The following is a 26,396-nucleotide window of genomic DNA, read 5'->3' on the forward strand; positions in this document are numbered from 1 at the left end:
AGTTGCACCGACTGTGATCGTTGCGACACCGTCCGCAGCGTAGCAAGCCGGTGGTGGCGCTGGGGGCGGTTCGGGTTGTCTCTAAACTCCCTGCGCCAGCGGCGAAGTTGGAGCGGGCATGGACACCTCGGGTGGGGCGACGGCGGCCCAGTTGCGTCTGCTGAGCCGGCGGACCGTCACGGTGTTGCGGACGGTGGCGGTGGTGGTCGCCGGTGGGGCCGGGGTGGCGCAGGCGGGGCGGCAGATGCCGGTGGTGGCCGCGGTGGTGGTGGGGTTGTTGGTGTGGAGCGCGGTGTACGCGCGATTCACGCCGAGCCGGTGGCTGATCGTCGCCGATACCGGGGTGGTGGCGGGGTTGTGTGTCGCGCAGGGGTGGGTGGTTCGGGCGGAGGCCCTGCCGGACAGTACGAACTGGGTGTTGGCGGTCGTGACGATCACGGTGGTGGGGCATCAGTGGTTCACCGCGACCTGGGGTGGGGCGGCGTTGACGGCGGTGCTCGTCGCGGCGCATCTGGTGGGGCAGGCGGCGGCGGGGCCGGAGGTACCCGGCGGCGCGGCGATGTTGGCGATGTGGGTGTTCGGGGAAGCCGGGCTTTCCCGGGCGCTGCGGATGTTCCTGTACAAGGCGGCGCGGCGGGCCGACGACGCGGTCGCGGGCAGTGAGCGGGCGCGGCGGGAGACAGCCGTGGCGGCGGCCCGGCGGGCCGACGAGCGCGAGCATCTCGCGGTCCTGCACGACACCGCGGCGGCGACCCTGTTCGCCGTCGGGACGCGGATGGTCGACGGGACCGAGCCCGGCCTGGTTCGGCAGGCGGCGCGGGACCTGGACATCCTTGCCGCGCAACCACAACGCGGGGACACCGACCTGGCCCGGCTGCTCGGCGACGTCGCCCGCGACGCGCCGGTCACCGTGCGCCTGGACGTGTCCGGGCCGATCCGGATGCCGGCCATCTCGGCGTCGGCGATCGAGGCGGCGGCCAGGGAAGCGCTGACCAACGTCGCCCGGCACGCCGGGGTGGACTCGGCGGAGCTGGTGGCGGCGCGGCACGGGTCGACGGTCGTGGTGGAGGTCGCCGACAGCGGGCGGGGTTTCGATCCCGCCGGGGTTCCCGCGCACCGGCACGGCGTGACCGGGTCCATCACCGAACGTCTCGACCGCGTCGGCGGGCGGGCGCGGATCACCTCCACCCCGAACGAGGGCACCGTCGTGCGCCTGGAGTGGCCCGACGCCGAGCACGGCCGCCCGGCGGGCGAACCCGCGCGAGGGCGGGCCGGCGACGGGACGCTGTCCGATGACTGAGCCGGGCCGCGCCGTGGTGGCCGGCAACCTGATGCGGGCGCTGCGGTTGACCACGTTGACCGTGGCGGCGGCGCTGCTGCTGGTGTTCGCGCTGCCGCTGCTGGTGGCGGACCCGGGGCTGTACCGGAGCCTGGGCCAGCAGGTGGTGGCGTTCGCGCTGCTGGTGGCGGTGGCGGTGGTGGCGGGGGTCGCCGTGGTGCGGGACCGGCCGGTGGGGCGGGTCCGGTGGGCGCTGGTCGCGGCGGTGTTCGCGGCGTCGGCGCTGGCCACGACGGGGGTGGCGCCGGCGGATCTGATGGCGGAGGGCGAGTGGTCCTACGGGCTGATCGGCTGGTTCCTGCTGCTGGTACTCATCGACCACGGCACGACCGCCACACTGGTCGCGCTGGGGGTGTTCACCGCCGGGAGTTTCGCGCAGCTGGTGGCGGTCGGGCAGGGACACGAGGTCGCCGACCTGGTCGTGGTGACCACCGCCGTGCTCGGCTGCGAACTTCCGGTCCTGGCGATCGCGATGGCGCTGCGGCGGATCGCGGGCACCGCCGCCGACGCGGCCGTCCGGGAGGAACGCACCCGCACCGAGGACGCGATCGCCGAGCGGCTGCACGCCGACCGTCGCGACCGGTACGCCGAACTGGCGTCCACGACCGTGCCGCTGCTGCGCGCGCTGACCGACGGCACCGCCGACCTGACCGATCCGCTGGTCCGCGCCGACTACGCCGTCGCCGCGTCGCGCCTGCGCCGCCTGTTCGCCGAACACGACGAGGTCCACGACCCCCTGGTGCACGAACTGCGGGCCTGCCTCGACCTGGCCGAACGCACCGGTGTCGTGGTCTACCTGGGGACCTGCGGCGACCACCCGACCCCGCCGCTGGCCGCGCGCAGAGCACTCACCGAACCGGCACTGCGCGCCATGGCCACAGCGGACACCCGCGCCCGCATCACCGTCCTCGGCTCGCCGGGCGGCGTGACCGTCAGCATCCTCACCGACGGGGTCGGTGAGCAGGGAGAACCCTTGGGGGACAACGATGTCGGTGTGACGGTGACCCGACTGGCCGACGGACCGGACGTCTGGGTGGAGGCCACGTGGACCGCGACGAGCTGACCAGCGTGGTGGTCGTCGACGACCACCCGGCGATCGTCGCCGGGCTGGAGGCGTGGTGCGCGGCCGCCGACCCGCCGCTGCGGGTGCTCGCCGCCGGCCCCACCCCGGCCGTGGCCTGGACCCCACCGGGCGCCGACGCCGACGTCGTCGTGTTCGACCTGCAACTCACCGAACAGGTCCCCGCCTACCCCGAACTACGGCGCCTGGTCGACTCCGGCCGGCAGGTGATCGTCTACACCATGCGCGAGGACCGCGACACCATCCTCAGGTGCCTGGACCTCGGCGCGTTCGCCTACCTGTCCAAGACCGAAGGCCCCCGCCACCTGGTCCACGCGATCCGCGCCGCCAGCGAGGACCTCCCGTACACGCCCCCGTCGATGGCCCGCGCGATCAGCACCGACACCCGCCCCGACCGCCCCCGCCCCACGGCCAGGGAGATCGACGTCCTGGTGAGCTGGTTCGCGTGCGAGTCCAAGGAGATGGTCGCGCGCAAACTGGGCCTGTCGGTACGAACGGTGAGCAGCTACATCGACCGGGTACGGATCCGCTACGCCAGCGCGGGCCGCCCCGCGTCGACGAAGGCCGCGCTCGTGGCCCGCGCGATCCAGGACGGCCTGGTCAGTCTCGACGACCTGTGACGCTGTGGGTCGAACGACCGTCACGGGGGTGGTGGGTGGGGCCTACCGTTCGGCGACATGGTGCGTGAGATCGAAACCGTCACTGAGCGGTCGCCGGATGGGGCTGTCGAGGTCACCGTGGGAGCGACCGGCGGGTTGGTCAACCTCAGCTGTTCGGAGCTGATTCGGACGATGCCGCCTCGGCAGGTCGCCGCGACCATCCAGCATTGTGTTCGGGCGGCCCAGGCGAGTGCGGCTCGGCGTTCCGCTGCGTGATTCTCTGGCGAAACCCCCCGCCACCAGCACGACCACGGCCCACGACCAACCCGCCAACACGTGACCTGAGTCACGAGATCTCACGATACGGATGCCGGTGGACCAACAGATGGACCCGTGGCACGCTGACTGACATGTCAACAGTGACCGAACTCCTCCTCGTGGCCAGGCGCCACGTGGACTTCGTTCGTGTCTCCAGTGCGATGTGCCGGCTCGCCCGCTGAGCGTGTCGTACCCATCGGCGCGCCAGGTCGCGCCGGCAGTGTGACTCCCTTGTGCCAAACGGGGTTCAACGGCGTGCCCTCAACCGCCCAGGAACTCGGAGGTTGGACGGGTGTCATCTCCCACCACACCGCGCAAGCCGCGCGCCCGGCGCGGTGAGGGGCAGTGGGCGCTCGGCTACCGCGAGCCCCTCAACCCCAACGAGCGCAGCAAGAAGGACGACAACCCGCTGAACGTGCGGGACCGGATCGAGAACATCTACGCGCACACGGGCTTCGCCGGGATCGATCCGGCGGATCTGCGTGGGCGGTTCCGTTGGTACGGGCTCTACACGCAGCGCAAGCCGGGGATCGACGGCGGGCGCACCGCCACCCTCGAACCCGAGGAGCTCGACGACGAGTACTTCATGCTGAGGGTGCGGATCGACGGCGGTGCCGTCACCACCGAGCAGCTCGCGGTCATCGGCGAGGTGTCCCAGACCTATGCCCGCGACACCGCCGACATCACCGACCGGCAGAACATCCAGTACCACTGGATCCGTGTCGAGGACATGCCGGCGGTGTGGGCCAAGTTGGAGGGTGTCGGGCTCACCACGATGGAGGCCTGTGGGGACAGTCCGCGCGTGATCCTGGGTTCCCCGGTGGCGGGGATCGCCGAGGACGAGGTGCTCGACGGGACGCCGGCGATCGACGAGATCCGGCGGCGGTACATCGGGGATCCGGCGTTCGCGAACCTGCCGCGCAAGTTCAAGACGGCCGTGTCGGGGCAGCCGGACGTCGCCCACGAGGTGCATGACGTCGCGTTCGTGGGGGTTCGGCATCCCGAGCACGGGGCCGGGTTCGATCTGTGGGTGGGCGGCGGCCTGTCAACCAATCCGATGATCGGGGTCCGGCTGGGCGCCTGGGTGCCGTTGGACGAGGTCGCCGAGGTGTGGGCCGGTGTCATCAGTGTCTTCCGGGACTACGGGTACCGGCGGCTGCGCAACCGCGCCCGGCTGAAGTACCTGGTCAAGGACTGGGGCGCGGAGAAGTTCCGCGAGGTGCTGGAGCGCGAGTACCTCGGCCGGGAACTGCTGGACGGTCCGGGGCCGGAGGTGCCGGCGGAGCCGTTGGACCACGTCGGCACGCACCGGCAGATCGACGGGCGGTACTACGTCGGTGCGGCGCCGATCGCGGGCCGGGTGTCCGGGTCGACGCTGGTGGCGGTCGCCAAGGCGGCCGAGCGGGTCGGGTCCAACCGGGTGCGGTTCACCCCGCAGCAGAAGCTGGTCGTGCTGGACGTGCCGGAGAACGAGGTCAGCACGCTGGGCGCGGAGCTGGCGCGGCTGGGGCTGCGCACCGATCCGTCGCCGTGGCGGCGTGGGGTGATGGCCTGCACCGGGCTGGAGTTCTGCAAGCTCGCGATCGTGGAGACCAAGGCCCGCGCGGTCGATCTCGTCTCGACGCTGGAGCGGCGGCTGGCCGACATCACCGGTGAGGTGAGCGCCCCGATCACGGTGCACATCAACGGCTGCCCCAACTCCTGTGCTCGGATCCAGACCGCCGACATCGGGCTCAAGGGCCAGATCGTCACCGACGCCGATGGCAACCAGGTCGAGGGGTTCCAGGTGCATCTCGGTGGCGGGCTCGGGCTCGACGCCGGGTTCGGTCGCAAGCTGCGCGGCCACAAGGTCACCGCCGACGGTCTGGCCGGCTACGTCGAGCGGGTGGTGCGCAACTTCGTCGCCGGGCGCAAGCCAGACGAGCGGTTCGCGCGGTGGGTCGCCCGCGCCGACGAGGCGGACCTGACATGACCGAACGCGCCACCCCGTTCTACTGCCCCTACTGCGGGGACGAGGACCTGCGGCCCCAGGAGGAGCCGCACGCCGCCTGGCTGTGCACCGGATGCCGCCGGGTGTTCACCGTGAAGTTCGTCGGCCTGAACCTGGGCGCCGAGCCCGTGGAGGCGAGCACCTCATGAGGACCACCACCCGAACCGACGACCAACTGCGGGCGCTCGCCGAGCGTGCGGCGGTCGACCTGGCCGACGCGTCGGCCGCCGAGGCGCTGGCCTGGACGGCCGAGGAGTTCGGCACGAGCTGGATCGTCGCGTCGAACATGCAGGACGCGGTGCTGATCGACCTCGCGGTCCGCGCGCGGGCCGACGTGGACGTGCTGTTCCTGGAGACCGGCTACCACTTCGCCGAGACCATCGGCACCCGCGACGCGATCGAGCTGACCTATCCGGGGATCCGGGTGGTCAACGCGGCCGCCGAGCAGTCGGTGGCCGAGCAGGAGGCCGAGTTCGGCCAGCTGAACAGGACCGACCCCGGCCGGTGCTGCTTTCTGCGCAAGGTCGTGCCGCTGCGGGCGACGCTGTCGAACTACGACGCGTGGGTCACCGGCGTGCGCCGGGTCGACGCGCCGACCAGGGCGGACACGCCGGTCGTGCAGTGGGACGAGCGCAACGGCCTGGTGAAGATCAACCCGATCGCGCCGTGGTCGGACGAGGAGTTCAGGTCCTACCTGGACACCAACGGAATTCTGGAGAACCCGCTGGTCGGTGCGGGGTACCTGTCGATCGGCTGTGCGCCGTGCACCGCGAAACCGTTGCCGGGCAGCGACGCCCGCAGCGGACGCTGGGCCGGCCTCGCCAAGACCGAATGTGGGTTGCACGGATGACCGCGACAGTCCATCGGCCGGCCACCCGGCCGAGCCTGGATGCCTTGGGGCGCCTGGAGTCCGAGGCGCTGCACATCATGCGTGAGGTCGCAGGGGAGTTCGACCGGCCGGTGGTGCTGTTCTCCGGCGGCAAGGACTCGACGCTGCTGCTGCACCTGGCGGTCAAGGCGTTCTGGCCGGCGCCGGTGCCCTTCCCGTTGCTGCACGTGGACACCGGGCACAACTTCGACGAGGTCATCGAGTTCCGCGACCGGATGGTCGAGCGGTACGGGCTGCGGCTGGTGGTCGCGCACGTGCAGGACTGGATCGACGACGGCCGCCTGGCCGAACGTCCGGACGGGACCCGCAACCCGCTGCAGACCGTGCCGCTGCTGGACACGATCGGCGAGCACCGGTTCGACGCGGTGTTCGGCGGCGGCCGGCGCGACGAGGAACGGGCCCGCGCCAAGGAGCGGATCTTCAGCCTGCGTAACGCCTTCGGCCAGTGGGAGCCGCGCCGGCAGCGCCCCGAGCTGTGGAACCTCTACAACGGACGGCACCGTCCGGGTGAGCACGTGCGGGTGTTCCCGCTGTCGAACTGGACCGAGCTGGACGTGTGGCGCTACATCCGCCGCGAGGGCATCGAGCTGCCGTCGATCTACTACGCCCACGAGCGCGACGTGTACCTGCGGGACGGGATGTGGCTGACCGAGGGTCCGTGGGGCGGGCCGCGCGCGGAGGAGATCGTGCTGCGCCGCACGGTCCGCTACCGCACGGTCGGCGACGGCTCGTGCACCGGCGCGGTCGAGTCGGACGCGACGTCGTTGGACGAGGTCATCGACGAGGTGGCGGCGAGCCGGCTGACCGAGCGCGGCGCGACCAGGGCCGACGACCGGTTGTCGGAGGCCGCGATGGAGGACCGCAAGCGCGAGGGTTACTTCTGATGGCAACGGACCTTCTCCGGCTGGCGACGGCCGGTTCGGTCGACGACGGCAAGTCGACGCTGGTCGGCCGGCTGCTCTACGACACCAAGTCGGTCCTGGCCGACCAGCTGGACGCGGTCCACCGCGCCAGCGTCGACAAGGGACTGTCCACTCCGGACCTGTCGCTGCTGGTGGACGGGCTGCGCTCGGAGCGCGAGCAGGGCATCACGATCGACGTGGCCTACCGCTACTTCGCGACCCCGCGCCGCACGTTCGTGCTGGCCGACACCCCGGGGCACGTGCAGTACACCCGCAACACGGTGACCGGCGCGTCCACCGCGCAGCTGGCGATCCTGCTGGTGGACGCGCGCAAGGGTGTGGTGGAGCAGACCCGCCGGCACGCGGCGGTCCTCGGCCTGCTCGGCGTGCCGCGCCTGGTGCTGGCGGTCAACAAGATCGACCTGGTGGACTACGACGAGGCCACGTTCGAGGTGATCGCCAAGGAGTTCGCCGCGCACGCCGCCGCGCTGGGCTACGCGCGGGAGAACGTGACCACGATCCCGGTGTCGGCGCTGGTCGGCGACAACGTGGTGGACGCCTCCGAGCGCACCCCGTGGTATGTCGGGCCGACGCTGCTGGAGCACCTGGAGACGGTGCCGGTCGAGCCGGACCCGCACGAGGCGCCGCTGCGGTTCCCGGTGCAGTACGTGATCCGCCCGCGCACCGCCGAGCACCCGGACTACCGGGGCTACGCCGGCCAGGTCGCGGCCGGCAGTGTCGCGCCGGGCGACGAGGTGGTGGTGCTGCCGGGCGGGACGCGGACCACGGTCAGCCGGATCGACACCGCCGACGGCCCGCTGACCGAGGCGACCGCCGGCATGTCGGTGACCCTGCTGCTGACCGACGACCTGGACATCTCCCGGGGCGATCTGGTGGCCGGCGCGCAGGATCCGCCGGTGGTCACCGACGAGGTGACCGCGACGCTGGCGTGGCTGGCGGACAAGCCGCTGGTGGCGGGCGCGCGGGTGTTGGTCAAGCACGGCGCGCGGACCGTCGCGGCGATCGTCGGCGAGCTGCGCACCCGGTTCGACGAGCAGCGGCTGTCCACCGTGGACAATCCGGAGTCGTTGTCGCTCAACGAGATCGGCCAGGTCGTGCTGCGCACGGCGGAGCCGGTTCCGGTCGACGACTACCGCACCCACGGCCGCACCGGGGCGTTCCTGGTGATCGACCCGGCAGAGGGCAACACCCTGGCCGCCGGCCTGGTCGGCGCGCCGCTGCCGCTGCTGGGCGGGTCCTAGGTGGCGCCGCCGCTGGTCGCCGTCGCGCACGGCAGCCGCGACCCGCGCAGCGCCGCCACGATCTCGGCGCTGGTCGACGTGATCCGCACCCGGGCGCCGTCGCTGGACGTGCGGACGGCGTTCCTGGACCTGTCGGCGCCCCGGCTGCCCGACGTGCTCGCCGCGCTGCACGGCGAGGGCCACCGGGACGTGGTCGTGGTGCCGCTGCTGCTCGGCACGGCCTTCCACGCCCGGGTCGACCTGCCGGCGATGGTCGCCGAGGCGACCGCGCGGCTGCCCCGACTGGCGGTGTCGGTGTCCGGGGTGCTCGGCCCCGACCCCCGGCTCCCGGAGCTGGCCCACCGCCGGCTGCTCGCCGCCGGGGCGTCGCCCGACGACCCGGAGCTGGGGGTGATCCTGGCCGGCGCCGGCTCCTCGCACGCCCCGGCCAACCACGCGGTCGCGGCGGTGGCCGGCGACTGGGCGCGGGACAACCGCTGGGCGGGCGCGGTGGCCGCGTTCGCCAGCGCCGCGCGGCCCGACGTGCCGGCGGCGGTGGCGACGCTGCGCGCGGCCGGGGCCCGCCGGCTGGCGGTGGCGTCCTGGTTCCTGGCCCCCGGTCGGCTGCCTGACCGAATTGTGAACCTCGCCCGCGCGGCCGACCCCGGGGTGCTGCTGGCCGACCCGCTCGGAGCGGACCCCACCCTGGCTGACCTGGTGCTCGACCGGTTCAGCGAGGCTGCCGCCGTTCGGACGGACGCCCGCTACGCCTGACGGTCGTGTTCCGTTCGGCAAACGGGAAACCTTGACGGTGTTGCTACTCGGTAGTAGTCAGGAAGTGGTTCCGGAACCTCTTGCCCTGCAACGCAATCCCCTTGAGGTGAGGACGACGATGAAGTCTGCCCTGACGCGTGCCGCCCTCGGCGCGCTCGCCACCGCGGCTGCCGTACTCGCACTGGCCCAACCGGCCTCCGCCGCCGCCTTCGACATCGTCTACGACTGTGAGGCCGACACCCCGCTCGGCTCGGAGAACCTGTCGCTCAACCAGTCGGTCGAGGCCAGCGCCCCGGCCACCGTCGCCCCCGGCGGCTCGCTGGACGTGGTGGTCGACCCCGGCCCCAACCAGGTGCCCTCGGAGGCCGCCGGCTACGACATCAAGGAAATCCACTCGTTCACCCTGAAGGTCCCCGTCCCGACCAACGCGACGCTCGCCGGCGTCACGCTGACCGGTGGCTCCGGCCTCGGACCGAACCCGCCGACGTGGTCGGAGGACGCCGGCGTCGTCACGGTCACCTTCTCCGGTCCGATCGCCGGCGGCGCGAGCTTCGAGCTGCCGACGGTGACCGCGACCCTGACCGCCGGTGCCTCCGGCACGATCACCTCGTCGCTCTACGGCAGCAGCTACGACGACGCGGGCCTGCGGTTCACCGCCGTGGTCTCCACGTTCATCGGTGACATCTCCGCCCCCACGGCCTGCTTCCCCAACCCCAACCCCACCCTGACCACGACCACCATCGCCTGACCGTCGCGTGACCGGGGTGGGCGGCGCCGGCCAGGCGCCGCCTACCCTCACGGACATGGCCGACGAGTTGCTGACAGCGGAGTCCAACCAGCCCCAGCTCACCGCCTGGAACGGGATCTCCGGGGCGTTCTGGACGGACAACGCCGACCGGTACAACGCGGGCGTCGCCGAGTTCCACGAGCGGTTCCTCGACGCCGCCGCGCTGCGCCCCACCGACCTCGTGCTCGACGTCGGCTGCGGCAGCGGCCAGACCACCCGCGACGCCGGCCGCCGGGCCGCCGCCGCGCACGGCGTCGACCTGTCGCAGCGCCAGCTCGCCCTGGCCGCCACCCTCTCCGCCGACCTGCCCAACGTGACCTACGAGCAGGCCGACGCCCAGGTGCACCCGTTCCCGGCCGCGCACCACGACGTGGTCATCAGCCGCAACGGCACCATGTTCTTCGGTGACCAGCACGCCGCGTTCACCAACCTCGCGGCCACGTCGCGCCCCGGCGGCCGCCTGGTCCTGCTGGCCTGGCAGCCGCTGGAGCGCAACGAGTGGCAACAGGTGTTCCGCTCGATCGTCGCCGGCGGCACGGCCCCGCAGGCACCCCCTCCTGGCGCCCCGGGCCCGTGGTCGCTCAGCGACCCCGACCACGTGCGGACCCTGTTGACCGGCACCGGTTTCACCGACGTGCGCCTCGAGGACCTGCGGGGGCGGATGTACCTGGGCGCCGACGCCGAGGACGCCTTCGGGTTCCTGTCCGGCCAGCAGGCCACGGCGCTGGCCGAACTCGACCCGGCCGCCCGCGCCGAGGCCATCGACGCCCTGCGGGAGACCCTCCGCGCCCACGAGTCCCCCGAGGGCGTCCACTACGACAGCGCCGCCTGGCTCATCCGCGCCACCCGCGCCGACACCTAGGACGCGGCGGCGCGCTCGGCCAGCGGGCGCCGGCGGCGGACCGGGTCGGTGAGCTGCGGCGGCGCCCAGGCACCGTCGGCGCGGTAGAGGTCGGTGCCGGGCGGCACGATCTCGTCGATGCGGTCCAGGGTCGCGTCGTCGAGGGTCAGCGCGGCGCCCTTCAGCGCGGCGTCGAGGTGTTCCTGGGTACGCGGGCCGATGATCACCGACGTGACGCCGGGGTGGGCGGCGCTGAACGCCACGGCCAGCTCCGGCAGGGTGACGCCGAGGTCTGCGGCCAGCTCCGTGAGCTTGTCCAGCGCGGCGAACTTGGCGGCGTTGCCCGGAATCGACTCGTCGAACCGGGCGGGGGTGAGGCTGGCGCGGCCGCTGGTGAAGTCGACCGGCTGGCCGGCGCGGACCTTGCCGGACAGGAAACCCGACGCCAGCGGGCTCCACACCAGCACCCCCATGCCCAGCCGCTGGCAGGTCGGCAGCACGTGCTGCTCGATTCCCCGCGCCACCAACGAGTACGGCGGCTGCTCGGTGCGGAACCGGTGCAGCCCGCGGTCGCGGGCCACGTGGTAGGCCTCGACGACGTCCTCGGCGGGGAACGTCGAGCAGCCGAACGCGCGGATCTTGCCCTGGCGCACCAGATCCGTCAGCGCGCCCAGGGTTTCCTCGATGTCGGTGGAGTGGTCGGGCCGGTGGATCTGGTAGAGGTCGATCCAGTCGGTGTCCAGCCGCCGCAGGCTGTCCTCGACGGCGCGCATGATCCACCGGCGCGAGTTGCCGCCCCGGTTGGGGCCCTCGCCCATCGGGAAGTGCACCTTGGTGGCGAGCACGACGTCGTCGCGCCGCCCGCGCAGCGCCTTGCCGACGATCTGCTCGGACTCCCCGGCGCTGTACATGTCGGCGGTGTCGACGAAGTTGATGCCCGCGTCGAGGGCGGAGTTGATGATCCGGGCGGAGTCGTCGTGGTCGGGGTTGCCGACCGCGCCGAACATCATGGTGCCCAGACAGTGGACACTGACCTCGATCCCGGTTCCGCCAAGGGTTCGGTAGCGCATGCCGGCAACGTAGACGCTGGAGTGGACTCCAGGTCAAATCCCGTTAGGGTCGCTGCCATGGCTGAGCTGGTGCACTACACGACCGACCGTGGCGTCGCGACGATCACACTCGACTCCCCGCACAACCGCAACGCGCTGTCCGCGCAGCTGCGCCGCGAGCTGCGCGACCACCTGGGCGCCGCCGCCGGCGACGACGCGGTGCGGGTGATCGTGCTCGACCACACCGGCCCGGTGTTCTGCGCCGGCATGGACCTCAAGGAGGCCGGCAGCCCGGGGTCGAGCACCGACGGGGTCAACGAGTTCCCGGAGATCCTGACCCAGCTGTGGACCAGCCGCAAACCCGTGGTGGCCCGCCTCGCCGGCCCGGCCCGCGCCGGCGGGGTCGGCATCGTCGCCGCCGCCGACATCGCGGTCGCTGTGGACACCGCGACGTTCGCGTTCACCGAGGTGCGGCTGGGGCTGGTGCCGGCGGTGATCTCGGTGACCGTGCTGCCCCGGCTGCTCCCCCGCGCCGCCCACGAGCTGTTCCTCACCGGCGAGTCCTTCGACGCCGCCCGCGCGCGGGACATCGGCCTGATCAACGCGGCCGTGCCGGCCGGCCAGCTCGACGCCGAGGTCACCCGCTACACCGACCTGCTGGCCCTCGGCGGCCCGACGGCGCTGGCGGCCACCAAGGACCTGCTGCGCCGCGCCCGCGCCGCCGACCTGGCCGACGACTTCGCCGACATGCTCGACCTGTCCGCCGGGTTCTTCGTCGGCGCCGAGGGCCAGGAGGGCATCGCGGCGTTCGCCCAGAAGCGGCCGGCGGCGTGGGTGCCTCAGGCGGGAACGAACTCCGCGCGGAAGTGACCCGGCCTGGTCTCCTCGGCCAGCACCTCGCGGATCGCCCCGGCGGCCTTCGGGTCGGCGGCGGCGAGGACCTCGGGCGCCGACCACACCAGGACGTGCTCGCCGGGCGGCAGCCACGACAGGTCACGCAGGCAGTCGGCGAGCGCGTCGAGATTGGCGCCGAACCAGGCGGGGAACGACAGCGCCTCGGCGACGGCCGTCATGAACTCGGCCTTCGTCCGGACGCGGGTGCCGTCGATCAGGTGCTCCATCACTGCTCCGGGTCCACGGCCACGAACGACCGGTAGTGGTCGGCGGTGTAGTACAGCTCGCCGTCACCGCCGGTGACCAGCCGGCGCGCGCCCCGGTCCTGGCTACCGGGCGTGTCGACCGTGTACTCGTGGTAGTAGTCCGACGGCTCCTCGGGGAGCAGCCGCTCGCGGTTGCCGAACACGTCGCCGTCCTGCTCGTACGGGAACGGGCCGTCGGACTCGATCAGCCGCCAGGTCTCGCCGGCCTGCGCCGGCAGCTCGGACAGTGCCCGTACGGGCAGCCCGGAGTCCGGCGGCGACGCGGGATCGCTCAGCGCCTCCCGCAGGAACCATCCGGCGACGACCAGGACGACCAGCCCGACCAGGGCGACGGTGATGCGGCGTGAGGACCCCACGCCGCCCAGCCTAGGCAGTCATCCTCTGGTCGACGCGGGCACCTGCTCGTCGGCCAGATCGTCCGTTTCGTCCGATCCGGTCGCGGGCGGGTCGACGGCCGGTGAAGTGGCGCCCAACGGCCGGTCCTCAACCGGCGACGGCCCGAACCAGGCCGACGCGTGGTCGACGATCCGGTCGATGAGCCAGGCCACGACCAGCACGAGCGGCATCAGGACGGCCATCACGATGAGGAACTGGAGCGGGAAGGCCAAACCGGTCATCCACAGCTCGACGCCGTTCCACCAGTCCGACAGCATGCCTCCCAGAGTAGACCTAGGCCACTTCACCCCTCCCGGGGTCGAGGAAAGTCGGTAAGTTGCCAAGCATGTTCGCCGTGTACGCAGCCGAGCCCAACCCGGACCAGCCACTGGACGCCCTGCGCGTCGGTGAGCGCCCGGATCCCGAGGTGCCGCACGGCTGGGTGGCGGTCACCGTCCGTGCCGCCAGCCTGAACATGCACGACCTGTGGACGCTGCGCGGCGTGGGCATCAAGCCCGACCAGTTCCCGATGATCCTGGGCTGTGACGGCGCCGGTGAGCTGGCCGACGGGTCGCCGGTGGTGGTGCACGGCGTGGTCGGCGACGCCTCGGTGTACGGCGACGAGACCCTCGACCCGAGGCGCACGCTGCTCACCGAGAAGTACCAGGGCACCTTCGCCGAGACGGTGGTCGTGCCGGCACGCAACGTGCTGCCCAAGCCCGACGGGCTGTCCTTCGCCGAGGCGGCGTGCATGGGCACCGCGTGGCTGACCGCCTACCGCATGCTGTTCACCAGGTCGGGGCTGCGGCCGGGCCAGTCGATGCTGGTGCAGGGCGCGTCCGGCGGGGTGTCGACGGCGCTGGTCACGCTCGGCAAGGCGGCCGGGCTGCGGGTGCTGGTGACCGGGCGCAGCGAGGAGAAACGCGCGCTGGCGACAAGGCTGGGCGCGCACGAGACGTTCGAGTCCGGCGCGCGGCTGCCGGAGAAGGTGGACGCGGTCTTCGAGACCGTGGGCAAGGCGACCTGGGCGCACTCGATGCGCTCGGTGAAACCGGGCGGCACGATCGTGGTGTCGGGTTCGACCAGCGGCCCCGACCCCAGCGCCGACCTGCAACGACTGTTCTTCACCCAGGTCAGGGTGGTCGGCTCGATGATGGGTACGCGCGACGAGCTGGCCAGCCTGCTCGAGTTCTGCCGGCTGACCGGGATCCGGCCTCAGATCGGCACCGAGTTGCCCCTGGCCGACGCGGCCACGGGGTTCGGGCAGATGCTTTCCGGCGAGACCGCCGGGAAGATCGTCTTCACACGGTGAGGTCGCATGCGCACATTCACGCTGGATGACGCCATCCAGCTGGCCCGGCGTGCCCACGAGGGTCAACTGGACAAGTCCGGGCGGCCCTACATCGCCCACCCGTTGCGGGTGATGGGCTACGTCTCCGGGACCCACGAGCGAATGACGGCGGTACTGCACGACGTCGTCGAGGACACCCCGGTGACGCTCGCGGACCTGACGTCGGCCGGCTGCCCCGCCGAGGTCGTCGCCGCCGTCGAGGCGATCAGCAAACAGCCGGACGAGTCGAGGGAACAGTACCTGGAGCGGGTGCGCGCCAACCCGATCGCGCTGACCGTCAAACGCGCCGACATCGCCGACAACCTGTCGCCGGACCGGATGGTCCGCCTGGACACCGCGACCCAGGACCGGCTGCGCACCAAGTACGAAGCCGCCCTGACGGCGCTGGCCCAACCCCTGCCCTAGTGTGTCCCGGTCGAGGTCGGTGACGATCTCACCGACTCGACCGGTCCGAACCTAGGTCGCGAGCCTGCCCAGCAGGTCGTTCGGCACGATCCGCACCGGGAACGGCCGCTCCGCCTCGAAAACCTCGCTGCCCTTGACCTCGGCCACGGTGTGGTAGACGAGGTTCTCGTTCAGCTCGTAGGCCACCAGCTTCGGCACCTCCGGGTCGATCACCCAGTAGCTGGGCACCTCCAGGCGCTGGTAGGCGGCGCGCTTGTTGTTCAGGTCATTGAGCACGCTGCTCGGCGAGAACACCTCGACGGCCAGCAGCGGCGCGACCGGCAACAGGGCCTCGGTGAAGTCCTCGTCCCGCCCGACCAACACGTCCGGCTGCAATTCCGTGGTCGGAGAGGCGCGTACCGCGAACGGCGCCCCGAGCACGTCGAACTCCGCCGGGCACGCCTGTTCGAGAACCTGGTAGAGCCGGTACACGATCTTCTGGTGACGCCGGCCCGGTGCCGGGCTCACGATGAGCGTCCCGTCGATGAGCTCGTACCGGTTGCCGTCATCCGGCATCGCCTCCAGGTCGTCCACGGTGAACGGGCGTCCGTGGGCGAGCCGGACCGAACCGGATTCCGCTGTCATGGCTCCCATGGTGCCCCCCTTTCTGTCCGGCGCCAACTCAACCACGGGTCACCGACGGAACACTGTTCGTGTGCGGGAGGGACAACCGGTTACTTCTTGGCCTTCTTGTCCGTAGAATCCTCTGTGGACAGAGCGGCGACGAAGGCCTCCTGGGGGACCTCGACGCGGCCGACCATCTTCATCCGCTTCTTGCCCTCCTTCTGCTTCTCCAGCAGCTTGCGCTTACGGGTGATGTCACCGCCGTAGCACTTGGCGAGCACGTCCTTGCGGATGGCGCGCACGGTCTCGCGGGCGATCACCCGCGAGCCGATCGCCGCCTGGATGGGCACCTCGAACTGCTGGCGCGGGATCAGCTCGCGCAGTTTCGACGCCATCCTCGTCCCGTACCCGTAGGCCGACTCGCGGTGCACGATCGCCGAGAACGCGTCCACCGGCTCGCCCTGCAACAGGATGTCGACCTTCACCAAGTCCGCGCGCTGCTCGCCGGCGGGCTCGTAGTCCAGCGACGCGTACCCGCGCGTGCGCGACTTCAACGCGTCGAAGAAGTCGAAGATGATCTCGCCGAGCGGCATGGTGTAGCGCAGTTCGACACGGTCGGTCGACAGGTAGTCCATCCCGCCGAGCACGCCGCGCCGGCCCTGGCACAGTTCCATGATCGCGCCGATGTAGTCGCTTGGCGCGATCACCGTGCACTTCACCACCGGCTCGTACACCGCGGCGACCTTGCCCTCCGGCCAGTCCGACGGGTTGGTCACCGTGGTCTCGCCGCCGTCGTCCAGTTCCACCCGATACACCACGTTGGGCGCCGTGGAGATCAGGTCCAGGCCCGCCTCGCGCTCCAGCCGCTCGCGGACGATCTCCAGGTGCAGCAGGCCGAGGAACCCGCAGCGGAAACCGAACCCGAGCGCCGCCGAGGTCTCCGGCTCGTAGCTGAGCGCGGCGTCGTTGAGCCGCAGCTTGTCCAGCGCCTCCCGCAGGTCGGCGTAGTCCGAGCCGTCCACGGGGTAGAGCCCGGAGTAGACCATCGGCCGGGGTTCGCGGTAGCCGGCCAGCGGCTCGGTCGCTCCGTGGCGCTCGCTGGTGACGGTGTCACCGACCTTGGACTGGCGCACGTCCTTCACGCCGGTGATCAGGTAGCCGACCTCGCCGACGCCCAGGCCCGAGCTGGGCTTGGGCTCCGGCGAGATGATCCCGACCTCCAGCAGCTCGTGGGTCGCGCCGGTGGACATCATCCGGATCCGCTGCCGGGGGGTGATCTTGCCGTCGACCACCCGGATGTAGGTGACCACGCCGCGATAGGTGTCGTACACCGAGTCGAAGATCATCGCGCGGGCCGGGGCGTCGTCGGCGCCGGTGGGCGCGGGAACCAGGCGGACGATCTCGTTGAGCAGTTCCCGCACGCCCTTACCGGTCTTGGCCGACACCCGCATCACGTCCGATGGCTCGCAGCCGACGATGTGCGCGAGCTCGGCGGCGTACTTGTCCGGGTCGGCCGCGGGCAGGTCGATCTTGTTGAGCACCGGGATGATCGTGAGGTCGTTCTCCATGGCGAGGTACAGGTTCGCCAGCGTCTGCGCCTCGATCCCCTGCGCCGCGTCGACCAGCAGGACCGCGCCCTCGCACGCCTCCAGCGCACGCGAGACCTCGTAGGTGAAGTCGACGTGCCCCGGGGTGTCGATCATGTGCAGGACGTGGTCGCGGCCGCCGACCTGCCAGGGCAGCCGCACGTTCTGCGCCTTGATCGTGATCCCGCGTTCACGCTCGATGTCCATCCGGTCGAGGTACTGCGCGCGCATCGCCCGCTCCTCGACCACGCCGGTGAGCTGCAACATCCGGTCGGCCAGGGTGGACTTGCCGTGGTCGATGTGCGCGATGATGCAGAAGTTCCTGATCAGCTCAGGATCTGTGAACGTGGTGTCGGCGAACGTAGTCACTCAGGTTCCTCGTCGTCTCCATGTGGCAACGGGCATATCGTCCCATGTGACGGCGGGCGTGGGCGCGGGCCGGTCAGGGCAGGACGAGCGGGGCGCCGGTGCGCGGGTGCTCGATGACCTCGATCTCCCGCTGGTAGACCCCGGTGAGCAGCTCCGGGGTGAGCACCCGTGCCGGCTGGCCGCAGGCGGCCACGCGACCGCCGGCGATCACCGCGATCCGGTCGGCGTGCGCGGCCGCCAGGTTCAGGTCGTGCAGGACCGCCAGCACCGCGCCACCCGCCCTGGCATGAGCGACCGCCACCCGCATGACCAGGTCCTGGTGGCGCAGGTCCAGCGCCGCGGTCGGCTCGTCGAGCAGCAGCAGCGGAGTGCGCTGGGCCAGCACCCTGGCCAGCGCCACCCTGGCGCGCTCGCCGCCGGACAGCGTGCCGAAGGTGCGCTCGGCGAAGCCGGTCACCTCGGTGGCGGCCATCGCCTCGGCGACCGCGGCCTCGTCGTCGGCGGCGAGCGGGGTGCCCGCCCACGGCGCCCGGCCCATCGCCACCACCTCGGCCACGGTGAACGGGAACGCCACGGTCGTGTGCTGGGGCAGCACCCCGCGCCGCACCGCCAGGTCGGCCGGCCGCCACCGGCGCACCGGCCGGCCGAACACCGTGACCGTGCCGGCGGTGGCGCCCAGGTCCCCGGAGAGCAGGCCGACCGTGGTCGACTTGCCGGCGCCGTTGGGTCCCACGACCGCCACGACCTCGCCGGCCGCCACCGTCAGGTCCACGCCGTGCAGCACCTGCCGGGGGCCGCGCACCACGTCCGCGCCGGCCGCCTCGGCCAGCACCTCGCCCGGTTCGACCGGCTCGGGCATCCTCGGTCGCCGCATCACGCCCACCCGCCCTGGCGGGAGCGCGTGCGGCGCAGCAGCCAGAAGAAGAACGGTCCGCCGACCAGCGAGGTCAGCATGCCCAGCGGCAGTTCGGCGTTCTCGATCGCCGTGCGGGCCAACAGGTCCGCGCTCACCAGCACCAGCGCGCCGCCCAGGGCGCTGGCCGCGAGCAGGACCCCGTGCGCCGGCCCGGCGATCATCCGGATCAGGTGCGGCACGACCAGCCCGACGAACCCGACGATGCCGGCGAACGCCACCCCGGAGCCGACCAGCAGCGCCACCCCCACCACGACCAGCAGCCGCAGCCGCTCGACGTCGACGCCCAGGTGGCGGGCCGGGCCCTCGCCCAACGCCAGCAGGTCCAGCCGGCGGGCGACCGTGGCCGCGATCACCAGGCCGGTGACCGCCAGCGGTGTCACCGCCGCCAGCGCCTGCCCGGTCGCGCCGTTGAGGCTGCCCAACTGCCAGAACACGATCTGCTCGCGGGCCTGCGGGTCGGCGGCGAAGGTCAGGAAGGCGATCACCCCGAACGCGAACGCGTTCACCGCGATCCCGGTCAGCACCAGCGTGACCACCTCGGTCCGCCCGCCCGAGCGCGCCAGCAGGTACACCACCAGCGTGGTCGCCAGGCCGCCGAGGAACGCGGCGGCGGCGACGGTGAAGTTCCCCAGGAACGACACCCCGGCGACGAGCACCGCACACGCCCCGACCGCCGCGCCGGAGGACACGCCGACGACCGCCGGTTCGGCCAGCGGGTTGCCGAACACGCCCTGCAACATCGCCCCGGCCACCGCCAGGCACGCCCCGACCACCACGGCCAGCGCGACCCGGGGAAAGCGCACCGCCCACAGCGCGTTGTCGCCCTGCGGGTGGCTGGGCATCGGGCCGAGGTCGATACCCAGGCCGTGCAGCAGCGAGCCGAGCACCTCGTCGGGCGGCACGGCGAGTTGCCCGGAGCCGGCCGCCAGCACCGTCATCGCCACCAGCGCGACGGCCAGGCCCACCAGCAGCGGCCAGCCGGTAACCCGCCGGCGCACGGCCGGGGTCACGCTCACGACTGGTACAGCACGGTCGCCAGCGCCGTGATCGTCTGGCCGACGCGGGGGCCGAAGCTGAGCAGGTCGGTGTCGTCGACGTCGACGATGCGCCGGTGCTGGCCGGCCGGTGTCTGGGCCAGGCCGGGGATCTTCAGCAGCCCGTCGACACCGCCGACCGACTCCAGGCCCTTGGTGAGCACGATGACCACCTCGGGCTGGGCGGTGAGCAGCGCCTCGCTGGTGATCGGCACGAACGGCTTGTCCAGGCCGATGTCGGTACCGACGTCGACCCCGCCGACCGAGGCGATCATCGAGTCGGCCCCCGAACCCGGCCCGGCCATCAGGTACACCCCCGCCGAGCCGCGCACGTAGAGGAAGGTGATCCTCGGCGCGTCCTCGCCGGTCGGCGCGAGCTCACGGGCCGAGGCGATCTCGCCGTCGACCCGGGCGACGAGCGCCTCGCCGGCCTCCTCGACCCCCAGCGTCCGCGCCACCGCGCGGATCTGGTCCGGCACGCCCTCCAGGGTGCGGGTCGGGTCGAAGAACACCACCGGGACACCGGCCGCGCGCAGCTGCTGGGGCACCTCGGGCGGGCCGATGCTGGTGTCGGTGAGCACCACGGTCGGGTCGAGGTCGAGGATGGCCTCGGCGTTGAGGTCGTGCCCGCCGGCGGTCACCACCGGAACGTGCGCCGCGCTGGGGAAGCCGGTGGAGGAGTCCCGGCCGACGACGTTGTCGCCCAGGCCGAGGGTGAACACGACCTCGCCGAGCGTCCCGTACAGGTCGACGGCCACGATCCGGTCGACGTCGGTCACGGTGACCTGTTCACCGTCGAAGGACCGCACGGTCACCGGGAGCCGGGGCTCGACCTTCCCGACCGGCGTCACGTCCTGGCCGGCGACCTTCGCGGTGGCCGGGCCGGAGAGCGTGAGGGCCGCCGGGGCGGTGGTGGCGGCCGTGCTGGTGACACCCCCGCAGCCGGCGACCGCCAGCACCGCCGCGAGGCCGAGCAGCCGTCTCACGAGGGGGTCGGGCCGGCGCCGTTGGCCTGGCCGAGGTCGTCGAACACCGCGCGGTTGAGCCGGAAGGCCTCGTTGGCCTCGGCCATCAGCCGGTCCTGCTCGTCGGCGCCCCAGGGCAGCGCGTCGAGCAGGCCACGGTAGCCGTCCTTGAACAGCTTGGGTTTGCCGACCTGGTCGAAGGTGTAGAAGCGCACGCCGTCCTCGGTCAGGCCGTAGTGGGTGCGCAGGTGGTGGCGGATGATCTGGCCGCCGGACAGGTCGCCGAGGTAGCGGGTGTAGTGGTGGGCGAGGAAGGCGCTCGGCGAGTCGAAGCACACGGCGCGCAGCCGGTCGACGTAGCGGCGGGTCGCGGGCAGCGGTGTCAGGGTGTCGCGCCAGCCCGCCCCGCGTAACCAGGAGAGGTCGGCCGCGAGCGCGGCTTCGCGGACGAGCGCGTCGGAGACGAAAGGTCCGACGACGGGGTCGTCGCGCCAGGTCTCGCCGGCCTGTTCGAGTACGGCGTAGAAGAGGTAGCTCTGGCCGAGCAGCGCGGCGTAGGCGTCGCGATCCAGCCGCCCTCCCACGAGATCGACGATGAACGACGACGACTCGGTGCGCTCGTGCTCGTCCCGGGTGGCCGCCTTCAGCCGTGCGGACAAGGACTCGCCGGCGCGTGTCACAACATTCGTCATACCTGATCCGCGTCCCTTAAGTTAGGGTCACCTCACTTAATTGAGGCTTACCTAAGGATAGGTGGCGCGTGGTCGAAGATCCAAGCCCCAGAAGCAGAACCGCCTGGGCACTGGCGGTCACGACGTTCGTCCTCGCGCTGCTGGCCGGCGCCGGCCAGGCCACCGCCGCACCCCGGATCACCGTGTCGAAGACCTCCGGGCTCAACCCGGCCGGCGACACGATCACCGTCAACGGCACCGGATTCGACGTGACGAAGGGCATCTACGTCGCGGTGTGCGTGGACAACGGACCCGGTCAGGTGCCGACCCCCTGCCTCGGCGGCGTCGACACCGGCGGCTCCGGCGGCGGCTCGGCGTGGATCTCGTCCAACCCGCCCAGCTACGGCAACGGCCTCGCCACCCCCTACGGCCCCGGCGGCTCGTTCTCGGTGACCCTCACCGTCGCCGCCATCGACCCGGTGACCGGCACCGACTGCCGCCGCGTCGCCTGCGCGGCGGTCACCCGCGCCGACCACACCCGCACCGGCGACCGCTCGCAGGACGCCCGGATCCCGCTCTCCTTCGCCGCCCCCGCACCGAAACCGACGCCGACAACCCAGGCCCCACCACCGCCGCCACCCGCCACCACCACGACGGTCGCCCCCACGACCACGACGACCACCGCGCCGCCGTCGACCACCACAGCGCCCCCCAGCTCCGCCGCCGCCACGACCACCGCCGCCGAGATCACCGAGACGGCCGCCGCCCCCACCGCACCGGACCGCACCGGCTGGTGGCTCGGCGGCGGCGCGGCCGTGCTGGCCGCCGCCGCGGTGCTGGTCGTCCTGCGCGTGCGACGCGCCCGCGCCGCCACCCCGAGCGACCCGAGCTGACCCGCCCCACCACGCAGCCGTCCCCACCGAGAACGAGGAGCAGACAGCCACCGATGTCCACCCACACCACGGCGAGACCGCTCGCCGCAGCCCTGACCATCGCGCTCGGGACACTCGGCCTCCTGGCCGGCGGCGCCGTCGCGGCGCAGGCCGCGCCGGCCGACGTCACCGCCGGCACCCTGGACTGGGGCGTGAAGCAGTCCTTCCGCAACTACATCAAGGGCCCGATCGCCCACGGCAGCATCACCCTCGGCGGCGGCGCCACCGAGAACACCGACGGCACGTTCCGCTTCCCGGCGGCCACCGGCAGCGTCGACACCGACGCCGACACCGCCCAGGTGGCGTTCGCCGGTTCGGTCGCCTTCGCCGGCCACGACAGCGGTTCCGGGCCGCTGCTGTCGATGACCATCCAGGACATCCGCGTCGAGCTGACCGCCGAGGGCGGCACGCTCGTCGCCGACGTGGTGTCGAAGTCGCTGTCCTCCGGGGAGAACGTCACCTACGACGACGTCGAGTTCGCCACCGTCGCGGCCACCGACCTCACCGGCACCGACACCGTCACCGGCGGCCCGTCGGCCACCACCCTCACCGCGGCCGGCGCCCCCGCGTTCGCCGACTTCTACCCCGAGGGCACCGCCCTGGACCCGGTCACGCTCGCGGTCACCACCGCCCCGGAACCGGTGTGGGAGCCGGCCATCACCGCCAGCGCGACCACCGGCCTGGACCCCGACGGTGAGACGATCACCGTGTCCGGCAACGGTTTCGACCCCGCCGCCAACATCGGCACCCGCCCGCCGCTGGCCGACCGGCCCACCGGCGTGTACCTGGTGTTCGCCAAGCTCGGCGACCCGTGGCGGCCCTCGCAGGGCGCGCCGTCGGGCGCCCGCACCGTGCTCGACCAGAAATGGGTACTGCCCGCCGGGTCCCGCGCGGTGCTCGACCCGGCCGGCACCAACCCCGACTACGCGGTACTCGGCGAGGACGGCACCTTCACCGCCACCCTCGACGTCACCGCCACCACCGACGGCGTGGCCGACTGCGCGGTCGACACCTGCGGCGTGATCACCTACGCGGCCGGCGGCCCGGTCAACGCCGCGCACGAACTGTTCGTCCCGCTGGAGTTCGCCGACCCGACCGAACCGACCGAACCGACGGAGCCCACCGAGCCGACCGAGCCCGGCACCCCGCCGCAGGCCGGTGAGGTCACCGACGCCCGGCTCTCCTGGGGTCTCAAGGAGTCGTTCCGCCAGTACGTGCGCGGCCCGATCGCCCACGGCAGCTGGACCCTCGACGGTGTCACCGGCGACGGCCCGTTCCACTGGGAGAACCTGACCGCCGGCACGTTCGACACCGACGGCCCCGAGGGGCTGCTCGACTTCGCCGGCTCGGTGCGGTTCTCCGGCCACGACCAGGGCGCCGGCCCGCTGCTGGACCTGACGATCTCCCAGCCGCAGGTCCGGATCACCGGCGGCACCGCCGAACTGCTGCTCGACGTGCGCAGCAAGGGCCTGGACACCCCCGGCTACGTGGAGCTCGACGACGTGGTGTTCGCCAGCCTCGACCTGTCGGCCGTCACCCCCGAGATCTCCGGCGGCGTGGTCAGCTACGCGTCGGTGCCGGCGACGCTGACCGACGCGGGCGCCGAGGGCTTCGCCGGGTTCTACGAGGGCGGCACCGTCCTGGACCCGGTCAGCTTCACGGTGGCCAGTGACGGCGCCGCACTGCCCCCGGTCCCCGCCCCGCCGGGCGACGGCGGCCAGGACCCGCCGGCGCTGACCGCCCCGGCGAACAACCTCGCCTACACCGGCTCCGACCCCTGGCCCCTGCTCTGGGGCGGCGCCGTCCTCGTCGCTCTCGGCGGCGGCCTACTGCTGTTCCGCCGCCGCCGCGGCAGCATCGTCTGATCCCGCTGCGCCGGCGGTGGTCCCCGACCGCCGCCGGCGCAGCACCACCGCCAGCCCCACCAGCAGCACCAACGCCACCACGAACGGCGCCGGCCCGACCGCGTCCAGCCAGCCGACCAGCGTCGCCTGCACCGACCCGGCCGCCCGCACCACCGGGTCGCCGACCTGGCCGCCGAGGTGGAACAGCCGCAGCTCGTAGAACCCGTAGTAGCCGACGTACGCGCCGGTGAGCACCAGCAGCACACCACCGGCCCTGGTGACGTGGGGCATCGCCCGGCGCACCCCGCCCGCCACCGCCGCACTGGCCACCGCCGCGGCGACCGCCAGGACGGCGACGACCAGCCCCATACCCAGCGCGTAGGCGCCGAACGCCGGCAGCGCCCCGGTCCGCAACGCCACCCCGGCCGCCGCCAGGAACGGCCCGATCGAGCACGACAGCGACGCCACCGCGAACGCCACCCCGTACCCGACCATCGACACCAGTGCCGTGCCCGGCGCGCCCCGCACCGGTGCGGGCACCAGCAACCCGATCTGCCGCCCGGCCACCAGCAGCGCCCCCAGCACGACCATCACGACACCCACGACGACGGTCACCACCGGCAGCCACCGCTGCACCGCCCCCGCCAGCGACGAGCTGAGCAGCCCGAACACCCCGAACACGGCGACGAACCCCACGGTCATCAGCCCGCTGGCGGCCAGCGCCCGCCCCAGCCGCGACCCCCGCGACCCACCGGCGACGACCAGCGTCAGGTAGCCCGGCAGCATCGCGAAACCGCACGGGTTGACCGTCGCCAGCATGCCGGCACCGAGCGCGAAGGCCAGGTCGCCGGCGTTCACCGCAGCGCGTCGACGCGCTGGCGCAGCTCGTCGGGTTCGAGCAGTTCCTTCTCCACCTCGACCGCGCCGTCCGCACTGACGAACGCGTAGGCCGGCTGGTAGTCGACCCCGAACCGCTTCCAGATCGAGGCGTCCCGGTCGGCCAGGTGCGGGAACGTCCCGAGCCCGAACCTGTCGACGAACTCCCGCATCGCCGGCACCTCGTCCTGCGCGGCCACCCCCACGAACCGCACCCCCTCGGTCTTCGCGACCTCGGCGATCGTCGGGGCCTCGGCCTGACAGGTCGGGCACCACGGCGCCCAGAACCACAGCATCGCCGGCGCCCCGTGCAGGTCGGCCCCGTCGAAGGTCTCCCCGTCGATGGTCTTGGCCTGGAACCGCAGCAGCTCCGGCACCTCCCCGGGCACCGGCGCCTCGGACAGCCCGTCCACGCCGTCGGGCCCAGTCGGCGTCGACGCCACCGGCTGCCCACCCTCGGCCGGTCCGGCGGCGTCACCAGCGCCGTCACCGGCCCCGCACCCGGCGATGCCCAGCCCGAACAACACGGCGATCAACACCGGCAACCGGCGAGTCATGGGTCTGCCTCCTCGAAGGGCGTGGTCGGTCCCCCGCATCATGCCCTGCCCCCTCCGGCAACGACCCTTACGAGCCGGTGACGTCCCGGCCCGCCCACTCCAGGCGCTGCGACCAACGGCCCCCGGTACCCATCCGCCACGCACCCCGCCCACTCCAGGCGCTTCGATCCGCAGCCCGGCGCCCGTTCCGGCACCGAGGACCCGTCCGCCCCCGTGCCGGCCCCGGCGCGTCAGACGGCGGAGAAGGCCACGACCGCGCCGGACCGTTCCAGGTGTTCGATCCGCAGCCCGGCCGCCGCGCACCACGCGCGCAGCTCGGCCACGGTCCCGCCCTCGCCGAAGATGCCCAGCCGGCGCAGGGCGGCGATCGCCGCGTCCTGGCGGCGACCGGCTCCCCGCACGATCAGGTCACCCACCAGTCGCCCGCCGGGGGCGAGGCAGCGGGCCAGCTCGCCGACCGCGCCGGCCGGGTCGGGGACGCAGTGCAGGCCGTTGAACGTGACACACACGTCGAAACCACCGTCGGCGAAGGGCAGGCGGGCCAGGTCCGCGGCCACCACGTCGGCGGGCAGGCCGGCGCGTTGCGCGCGCCGGCGCGTCCGGCGCAGCATCGCCTGGGACAGGTCGGCGCCGACGTAGCGCAGGCCCTGACCTGGGCGGAGTCCGCGCAGCGCGACGCCGCCACCGCACGGCGCGTCCAACAGCGAGGTCCCGACGGGCAGGTCGGCCAGCCTCCGGAGCGTGTCGTACAGCGGGCGCACGTCGGCGCCCCAGAGCAGGCGGGCCACCGGGCGCGCCAACCATTCCCGCTCGACACCGAGGTCGTAGGCGGCGCCGAACAGGCGGCTGTCCCAGGCACTCACCCCGCCAGTGTCCACCGCGCCGTTTCCCGGGGCCTTCCACCGTCTACCGCGTCGCCGGTGCCTGCCGCGGCCCGGCAGT

At 72.7% G+C, this 26,396-nt stretch carries 30 protein-coding genes; 17 read left to right on the forward strand and 13 right to left on the reverse strand.

Annotated features, from left to right (window positions below):
* Positions 1-118 precede the first annotated feature (118 nt).
* The 12 genes from BLA60_RS46270 (at position 119) to BLA60_RS22445 (ending at position 10,782) form a co-directional block, all read left to right on the forward strand.
* A complete protein-coding gene (locus BLA60_RS46270; protein ID WP_075134918.1) occupies positions 119-1,300 on the forward strand; it encodes a sensor histidine kinase in 1,182 nt (393 codons plus the stop codon).
* Positions 1,293-2,402 (forward strand): hypothetical protein, encoded by a 1,110-nt coding sequence (locus BLA60_RS22400; protein WP_154814518.1) that lies wholly within the window; start codon positions 1,293-1,295, stop codon positions 2,400-2,402. The genes BLA60_RS46270 and BLA60_RS22400 overlap by 8 nt, the downstream gene beginning before the upstream one ends.
* Positions 2,384-3,040, forward strand: a complete 657-nt coding sequence (locus tag BLA60_RS22405; RefSeq protein WP_211288813.1) for a response regulator — start codon at positions 2,384-2,386, stop codon at positions 3,038-3,040. The genes BLA60_RS22400 and BLA60_RS22405 overlap by 19 nt, the downstream gene beginning before the upstream one ends.
* 389 nt (positions 3,041-3,429) lie before the next feature.
* Positions 3,430-3,519: a putative leader peptide gene (locus BLA60_RS46560; RefSeq protein ID WP_425427078.1), complete on the forward strand. Its 90-nt coding sequence runs from the start codon at positions 3,430-3,432 to the stop codon at positions 3,517-3,519.
* Between the two features lie 110 nt (positions 3,520-3,629).
* A complete protein-coding gene (locus BLA60_RS22410; RefSeq protein ID WP_075134920.1) occupies positions 3,630-5,309 on the forward strand; it encodes a nitrite/sulfite reductase in 1,680 nt (559 codons plus the stop codon).
* On the forward strand, positions 5,306-5,476 hold the full coding sequence (locus tag BLA60_RS22415) for an Insertion element protein (RefSeq protein WP_075134921.1): 171 nt from the start codon (positions 5,306-5,308) through the stop codon (positions 5,474-5,476). Before BLA60_RS22410 ends, BLA60_RS22415 begins: the two co-directional genes overlap by 4 nt.
* Positions 5,473-6,177 carry a phosphoadenylyl-sulfate reductase gene (locus BLA60_RS22420; RefSeq protein WP_075134922.1) on the forward strand — a complete coding sequence of 235 codons (705 nt, stop codon included), beginning with the start codon at positions 5,473-5,475 and terminating at the stop codon, positions 6,175-6,177. The genes BLA60_RS22415 and BLA60_RS22420 overlap by 4 nt, the downstream gene beginning before the upstream one ends.
* Positions 6,174-7,100, forward strand: coding sequence for a sulfate adenylyltransferase subunit CysD (gene cysD / locus BLA60_RS22425; protein WP_075134923.1), 927 nt, complete (start codon positions 6,174-6,176; stop codon positions 7,098-7,100). Before BLA60_RS22420 ends, cysD begins: the two co-directional genes overlap by 4 nt.
* Positions 7,100-8,380: a sulfate adenylyltransferase subunit 1 gene (locus BLA60_RS22430; RefSeq protein WP_075134924.1), complete on the forward strand. Its 1,281-nt coding sequence runs from the start codon at positions 7,100-7,102 to the stop codon at positions 8,378-8,380. Before cysD ends, BLA60_RS22430 begins: the two co-directional genes overlap by 1 nt.
* Complete coding sequence (locus BLA60_RS22435; RefSeq protein WP_075134925.1) at positions 8,381-9,133, forward strand: sirohydrochlorin chelatase; 753 nt, start codon at positions 8,381-8,383, stop codon at positions 9,131-9,133.
* A gap of 118 nt (positions 9,134-9,251) precedes the next feature.
* On the forward strand, positions 9,252-9,881 hold the full coding sequence (locus BLA60_RS22440) for a cyclase (protein ID WP_075134926.1): 630 nt from the start codon (positions 9,252-9,254) through the stop codon (positions 9,879-9,881).
* 55 nt (positions 9,882-9,936) lie between these two features.
* Complete coding sequence (locus BLA60_RS22445) at positions 9,937-10,782, forward strand: class I SAM-dependent methyltransferase (RefSeq protein ID WP_075135030.1); 846 nt, start codon at positions 9,937-9,939, stop codon at positions 10,780-10,782.
* Here the strand turns inward: BLA60_RS22445 and BLA60_RS22450 are convergent.
* Positions 10,779-11,831, reverse strand: coding sequence for an aldo/keto reductase (locus BLA60_RS22450; protein WP_075134927.1), 1,053 nt, complete (start codon positions 11,829-11,831; stop codon positions 10,779-10,781). The genes BLA60_RS22445 and BLA60_RS22450 overlap by 4 nt on opposite strands.
* A gap of 57 nt (positions 11,832-11,888) precedes the next feature.
* Between BLA60_RS22450 and BLA60_RS22455 the strand changes: the two genes are divergently transcribed.
* Positions 11,889-12,680, forward strand: a complete 792-nt coding sequence (locus tag BLA60_RS22455) for an enoyl-CoA hydratase-related protein (RefSeq protein WP_075134928.1) — start codon at positions 11,889-11,891, stop codon at positions 12,678-12,680.
* Here the strand turns inward: BLA60_RS22455 and BLA60_RS22460 are convergent.
* The 3 genes from BLA60_RS22460 to BLA60_RS22470 are packed head-to-tail and all read right to left on the reverse strand — an operon-like array spanning position 12,650 to position 13,623.
* On the reverse strand, positions 12,650-12,931 hold the full coding sequence (locus tag BLA60_RS22460; protein ID WP_075134929.1) for a barstar family protein: 282 nt from the start codon (positions 12,929-12,931) through the stop codon (positions 12,650-12,652). The genes BLA60_RS22455 and BLA60_RS22460 overlap by 31 nt on opposite strands.
* A complete protein-coding gene (locus tag BLA60_RS22465; RefSeq protein ID WP_075134930.1) occupies positions 12,931-13,326 on the reverse strand; it encodes a guanyl-specific ribonuclease in 396 nt (131 codons plus the stop codon). The genes BLA60_RS22460 and BLA60_RS22465 overlap by 1 nt, the downstream gene beginning before the upstream one ends.
* A gap of 18 nt (positions 13,327-13,344) precedes the next feature.
* Complete coding sequence (locus BLA60_RS22470; RefSeq protein ID WP_075134931.1) at positions 13,345-13,623, reverse strand: hypothetical protein; 279 nt, start codon at positions 13,621-13,623, stop codon at positions 13,345-13,347.
* Positions 13,624-13,691: 68 nt separating this feature from the next.
* Here BLA60_RS22470 and BLA60_RS22475 point away from each other — a divergent pair, with 68 nt between their 5' ends.
* A complete protein-coding gene (locus BLA60_RS22475; RefSeq protein WP_075134932.1) occupies positions 13,692-14,657 on the forward strand; it encodes a zinc-binding dehydrogenase in 966 nt (321 codons plus the stop codon).
* A 6-nt stretch (positions 14,658-14,663) separates the two neighbouring features.
* Positions 14,664-15,101, forward strand: a complete 438-nt coding sequence (locus tag BLA60_RS22480) for an HD domain-containing protein (RefSeq protein ID WP_075134933.1) — start codon at positions 14,664-14,666, stop codon at positions 15,099-15,101.
* Between the two features lie 51 nt (positions 15,102-15,152).
* Here the strand turns inward: BLA60_RS22480 and BLA60_RS22485 are convergent, their stop codons facing one another.
* From BLA60_RS22485 to BLA60_RS22510, 6 genes are all read right to left on the reverse strand, one after another.
* The gene (locus tag BLA60_RS22485) at positions 15,153-15,725 is read right to left on the reverse strand and encodes a Uma2 family endonuclease (protein WP_075134934.1); all 573 of its coding nucleotides are present in this window, start codon (positions 15,723-15,725) and stop codon (positions 15,153-15,155) included.
* A gap of 89 nt (positions 15,726-15,814) precedes the next feature.
* On the reverse strand, positions 15,815-17,659 hold the full coding sequence (lepA, locus tag BLA60_RS22490; protein WP_075134935.1) for a translation elongation factor 4: 1,845 nt from the start codon (positions 17,657-17,659) through the stop codon (positions 15,815-15,817).
* Between the two features lie 73 nt (positions 17,660-17,732).
* A complete protein-coding gene (locus BLA60_RS22495) occupies positions 17,733-18,533 on the reverse strand; it encodes a heme ABC transporter ATP-binding protein (protein ID WP_075134936.1) in 801 nt (266 codons plus the stop codon).
* The gene (locus BLA60_RS22500; RefSeq protein ID WP_075134937.1) at positions 18,533-19,591 is read right to left on the reverse strand and encodes a FecCD family ABC transporter permease; all 1,059 of its coding nucleotides are present in this window, start codon (positions 19,589-19,591) and stop codon (positions 18,533-18,535) included. Before BLA60_RS22500 ends, BLA60_RS22495 begins: the two co-directional genes overlap by 1 nt.
* Positions 19,588-20,595: a heme/hemin ABC transporter substrate-binding protein gene (locus BLA60_RS22505; protein ID WP_075134938.1), complete on the reverse strand. Its 1,008-nt coding sequence runs from the start codon at positions 20,593-20,595 to the stop codon at positions 19,588-19,590. The genes BLA60_RS22500 and BLA60_RS22505 overlap by 4 nt, the downstream gene beginning before the upstream one ends.
* On the reverse strand, positions 20,592-21,266 hold the full coding sequence (locus tag BLA60_RS22510; RefSeq protein ID WP_075134939.1) for a biliverdin-producing heme oxygenase: 675 nt from the start codon (positions 21,264-21,266) through the stop codon (positions 20,592-20,594). The genes BLA60_RS22505 and BLA60_RS22510 overlap by 4 nt, the downstream gene beginning before the upstream one ends.
* 68 nt (positions 21,267-21,334) lie before the next feature.
* Here BLA60_RS22510 and BLA60_RS22515 point away from each other — a divergent pair, with 68 nt between their 5' ends.
* Both BLA60_RS22515 and BLA60_RS22520 read left to right on the forward strand, forming a co-directional pair.
* Complete coding sequence (locus BLA60_RS22515) at positions 21,335-22,138, forward strand: hypothetical protein (RefSeq protein WP_075134940.1); 804 nt, start codon at positions 21,335-21,337, stop codon at positions 22,136-22,138.
* Positions 22,139-22,191: 53 nt separating this feature from the next.
* Positions 22,192-24,042, forward strand: a complete 1,851-nt coding sequence (locus tag BLA60_RS22520; RefSeq protein WP_075134941.1) for an HtaA domain-containing protein — start codon at positions 22,192-22,194, stop codon at positions 24,040-24,042.
* Here BLA60_RS22520 and BLA60_RS22525 read toward each other — a convergent pair.
* The 3 genes from BLA60_RS22525 to BLA60_RS22535 all read right to left on the reverse strand — a co-directional run bounded on the left by BLA60_RS22525 (position 24,004) and on the right by BLA60_RS22535 (position 26,317).
* Complete coding sequence (locus tag BLA60_RS22525) at positions 24,004-24,879, reverse strand: cytochrome c biogenesis CcdA family protein (RefSeq protein WP_245812092.1); 876 nt, start codon at positions 24,877-24,879, stop codon at positions 24,004-24,006. The genes BLA60_RS22520 and BLA60_RS22525 overlap by 39 nt on opposite strands.
* The gene (locus tag BLA60_RS22530; protein ID WP_075134942.1) at positions 24,876-25,454 is read right to left on the reverse strand and encodes a redoxin family protein; all 579 of its coding nucleotides are present in this window, start codon (positions 25,452-25,454) and stop codon (positions 24,876-24,878) included. Before BLA60_RS22530 ends, BLA60_RS22525 begins: the two co-directional genes overlap by 4 nt.
* A gap of 230 nt (positions 25,455-25,684) precedes the next feature.
* Positions 25,685-26,317 carry a class I SAM-dependent methyltransferase gene (locus BLA60_RS22535; RefSeq protein ID WP_075134943.1) on the reverse strand — a complete coding sequence of 211 codons (633 nt, stop codon included), beginning with the start codon at positions 26,315-26,317 and terminating at the stop codon, positions 25,685-25,687.
* Between the last annotated feature and the right edge of the window lie 79 nt (positions 26,318-26,396).

Source organism: Actinophytocola xinjiangensis, assembly GCF_001921215.1.
GTDB classification, from domain to species: domain Bacteria; phylum Actinomycetota; class Actinomycetes; order Mycobacteriales; family Pseudonocardiaceae; genus Actinophytocola; species Actinophytocola xinjiangensis.

What these genes read in the sequence shown, in the direction of transcription:
- BLA60_RS22530 (WP_075134942.1), bottom strand. Translation starts at nt 25,454, where the DNA reads ATGACTCGCCGGTTGCCGGTGTTGATCGCCGTGTTGTTCGGGCTGGGC.
- BLA60_RS22460 (WP_075134929.1), bottom strand. Translation starts at nt 12,931, where the DNA reads ATGGAGCACCTGATCGACGGCACCCGCGTCCGGACGAAGGCCGAGTTC.
- BLA60_RS46560 (WP_425427078.1), top strand. Translation starts at nt 3,430, where the DNA reads ATGTCAACAGTGACCGAACTCCTCCTCGTGGCCAGGCGCCACGTGGAC.
- BLA60_RS22430 (WP_075134924.1), top strand. Translation starts at nt 7,100, where the DNA reads ATGGCAACGGACCTTCTCCGGCTGGCGACGGCCGGTTCGGTCGACGAC.
- BLA60_RS22420 (WP_075134922.1), top strand. Translation starts at nt 5,473, where the DNA reads ATGAGGACCACCACCCGAACCGACGACCAACTGCGGGCGCTCGCCGAG.
- BLA60_RS22470 (WP_075134931.1), bottom strand. Translation starts at nt 13,623, where the DNA reads ATGCTGTCGGACTGGTGGAACGGCGTCGAGCTGTGGATGACCGGTTTG.
- BLA60_RS22415 (WP_075134921.1), top strand. Translation starts at nt 5,306, where the DNA reads ATGACCGAACGCGCCACCCCGTTCTACTGCCCCTACTGCGGGGACGAG.
- BLA60_RS22495 (WP_075134936.1), bottom strand. Translation starts at nt 18,533, where the DNA reads ATGCGGCGACCGAGGATGCCCGAGCCGGTCGAACCGGGCGAGGTGCTG.
- BLA60_RS22510 (WP_075134939.1), bottom strand. Translation starts at nt 21,266, where the DNA reads ATGACGAATGTTGTGACACGCGCCGGCGAGTCCTTGTCCGCACGGCTG.
- BLA60_RS22485 (WP_075134934.1), bottom strand. Translation starts at nt 15,725, where the DNA reads ATGACAGCGGAATCCGGTTCGGTCCGGCTCGCCCACGGACGCCCGTTC.
- BLA60_RS22445 (WP_075135030.1), top strand. Translation starts at nt 9,937, where the DNA reads ATGGCCGACGAGTTGCTGACAGCGGAGTCCAACCAGCCCCAGCTCACC.
- BLA60_RS22455 (WP_075134928.1), top strand. Translation starts at nt 11,889, where the DNA reads ATGGCTGAGCTGGTGCACTACACGACCGACCGTGGCGTCGCGACGATC.
- BLA60_RS46270 (WP_075134918.1), top strand. Translation starts at nt 119, where the DNA reads ATGGACACCTCGGGTGGGGCGACGGCGGCCCAGTTGCGTCTGCTGAGC.
- BLA60_RS22450 (WP_075134927.1), bottom strand. Translation starts at nt 11,831, where the DNA reads ATGCGCTACCGAACCCTTGGCGGAACCGGGATCGAGGTCAGTGTCCAC.
- BLA60_RS22400 (WP_154814518.1), top strand. Translation starts at nt 1,293, where the DNA reads ATGACTGAGCCGGGCCGCGCCGTGGTGGCCGGCAACCTGATGCGGGCG.
- BLA60_RS22520 (WP_075134941.1), top strand. Translation starts at nt 22,192, where the DNA reads ATGTCCACCCACACCACGGCGAGACCGCTCGCCGCAGCCCTGACCATC.
- cysD (WP_075134923.1), top strand. Translation starts at nt 6,174, where the DNA reads ATGACCGCGACAGTCCATCGGCCGGCCACCCGGCCGAGCCTGGATGCC.
- BLA60_RS22475 (WP_075134932.1), top strand. Translation starts at nt 13,692, where the DNA reads ATGTTCGCCGTGTACGCAGCCGAGCCCAACCCGGACCAGCCACTGGAC.
- BLA60_RS22440 (WP_075134926.1), top strand. Translation starts at nt 9,252, where the DNA reads ATGAAGTCTGCCCTGACGCGTGCCGCCCTCGGCGCGCTCGCCACCGCG.
- BLA60_RS22480 (WP_075134933.1), top strand. Translation starts at nt 14,664, where the DNA reads ATGCGCACATTCACGCTGGATGACGCCATCCAGCTGGCCCGGCGTGCC.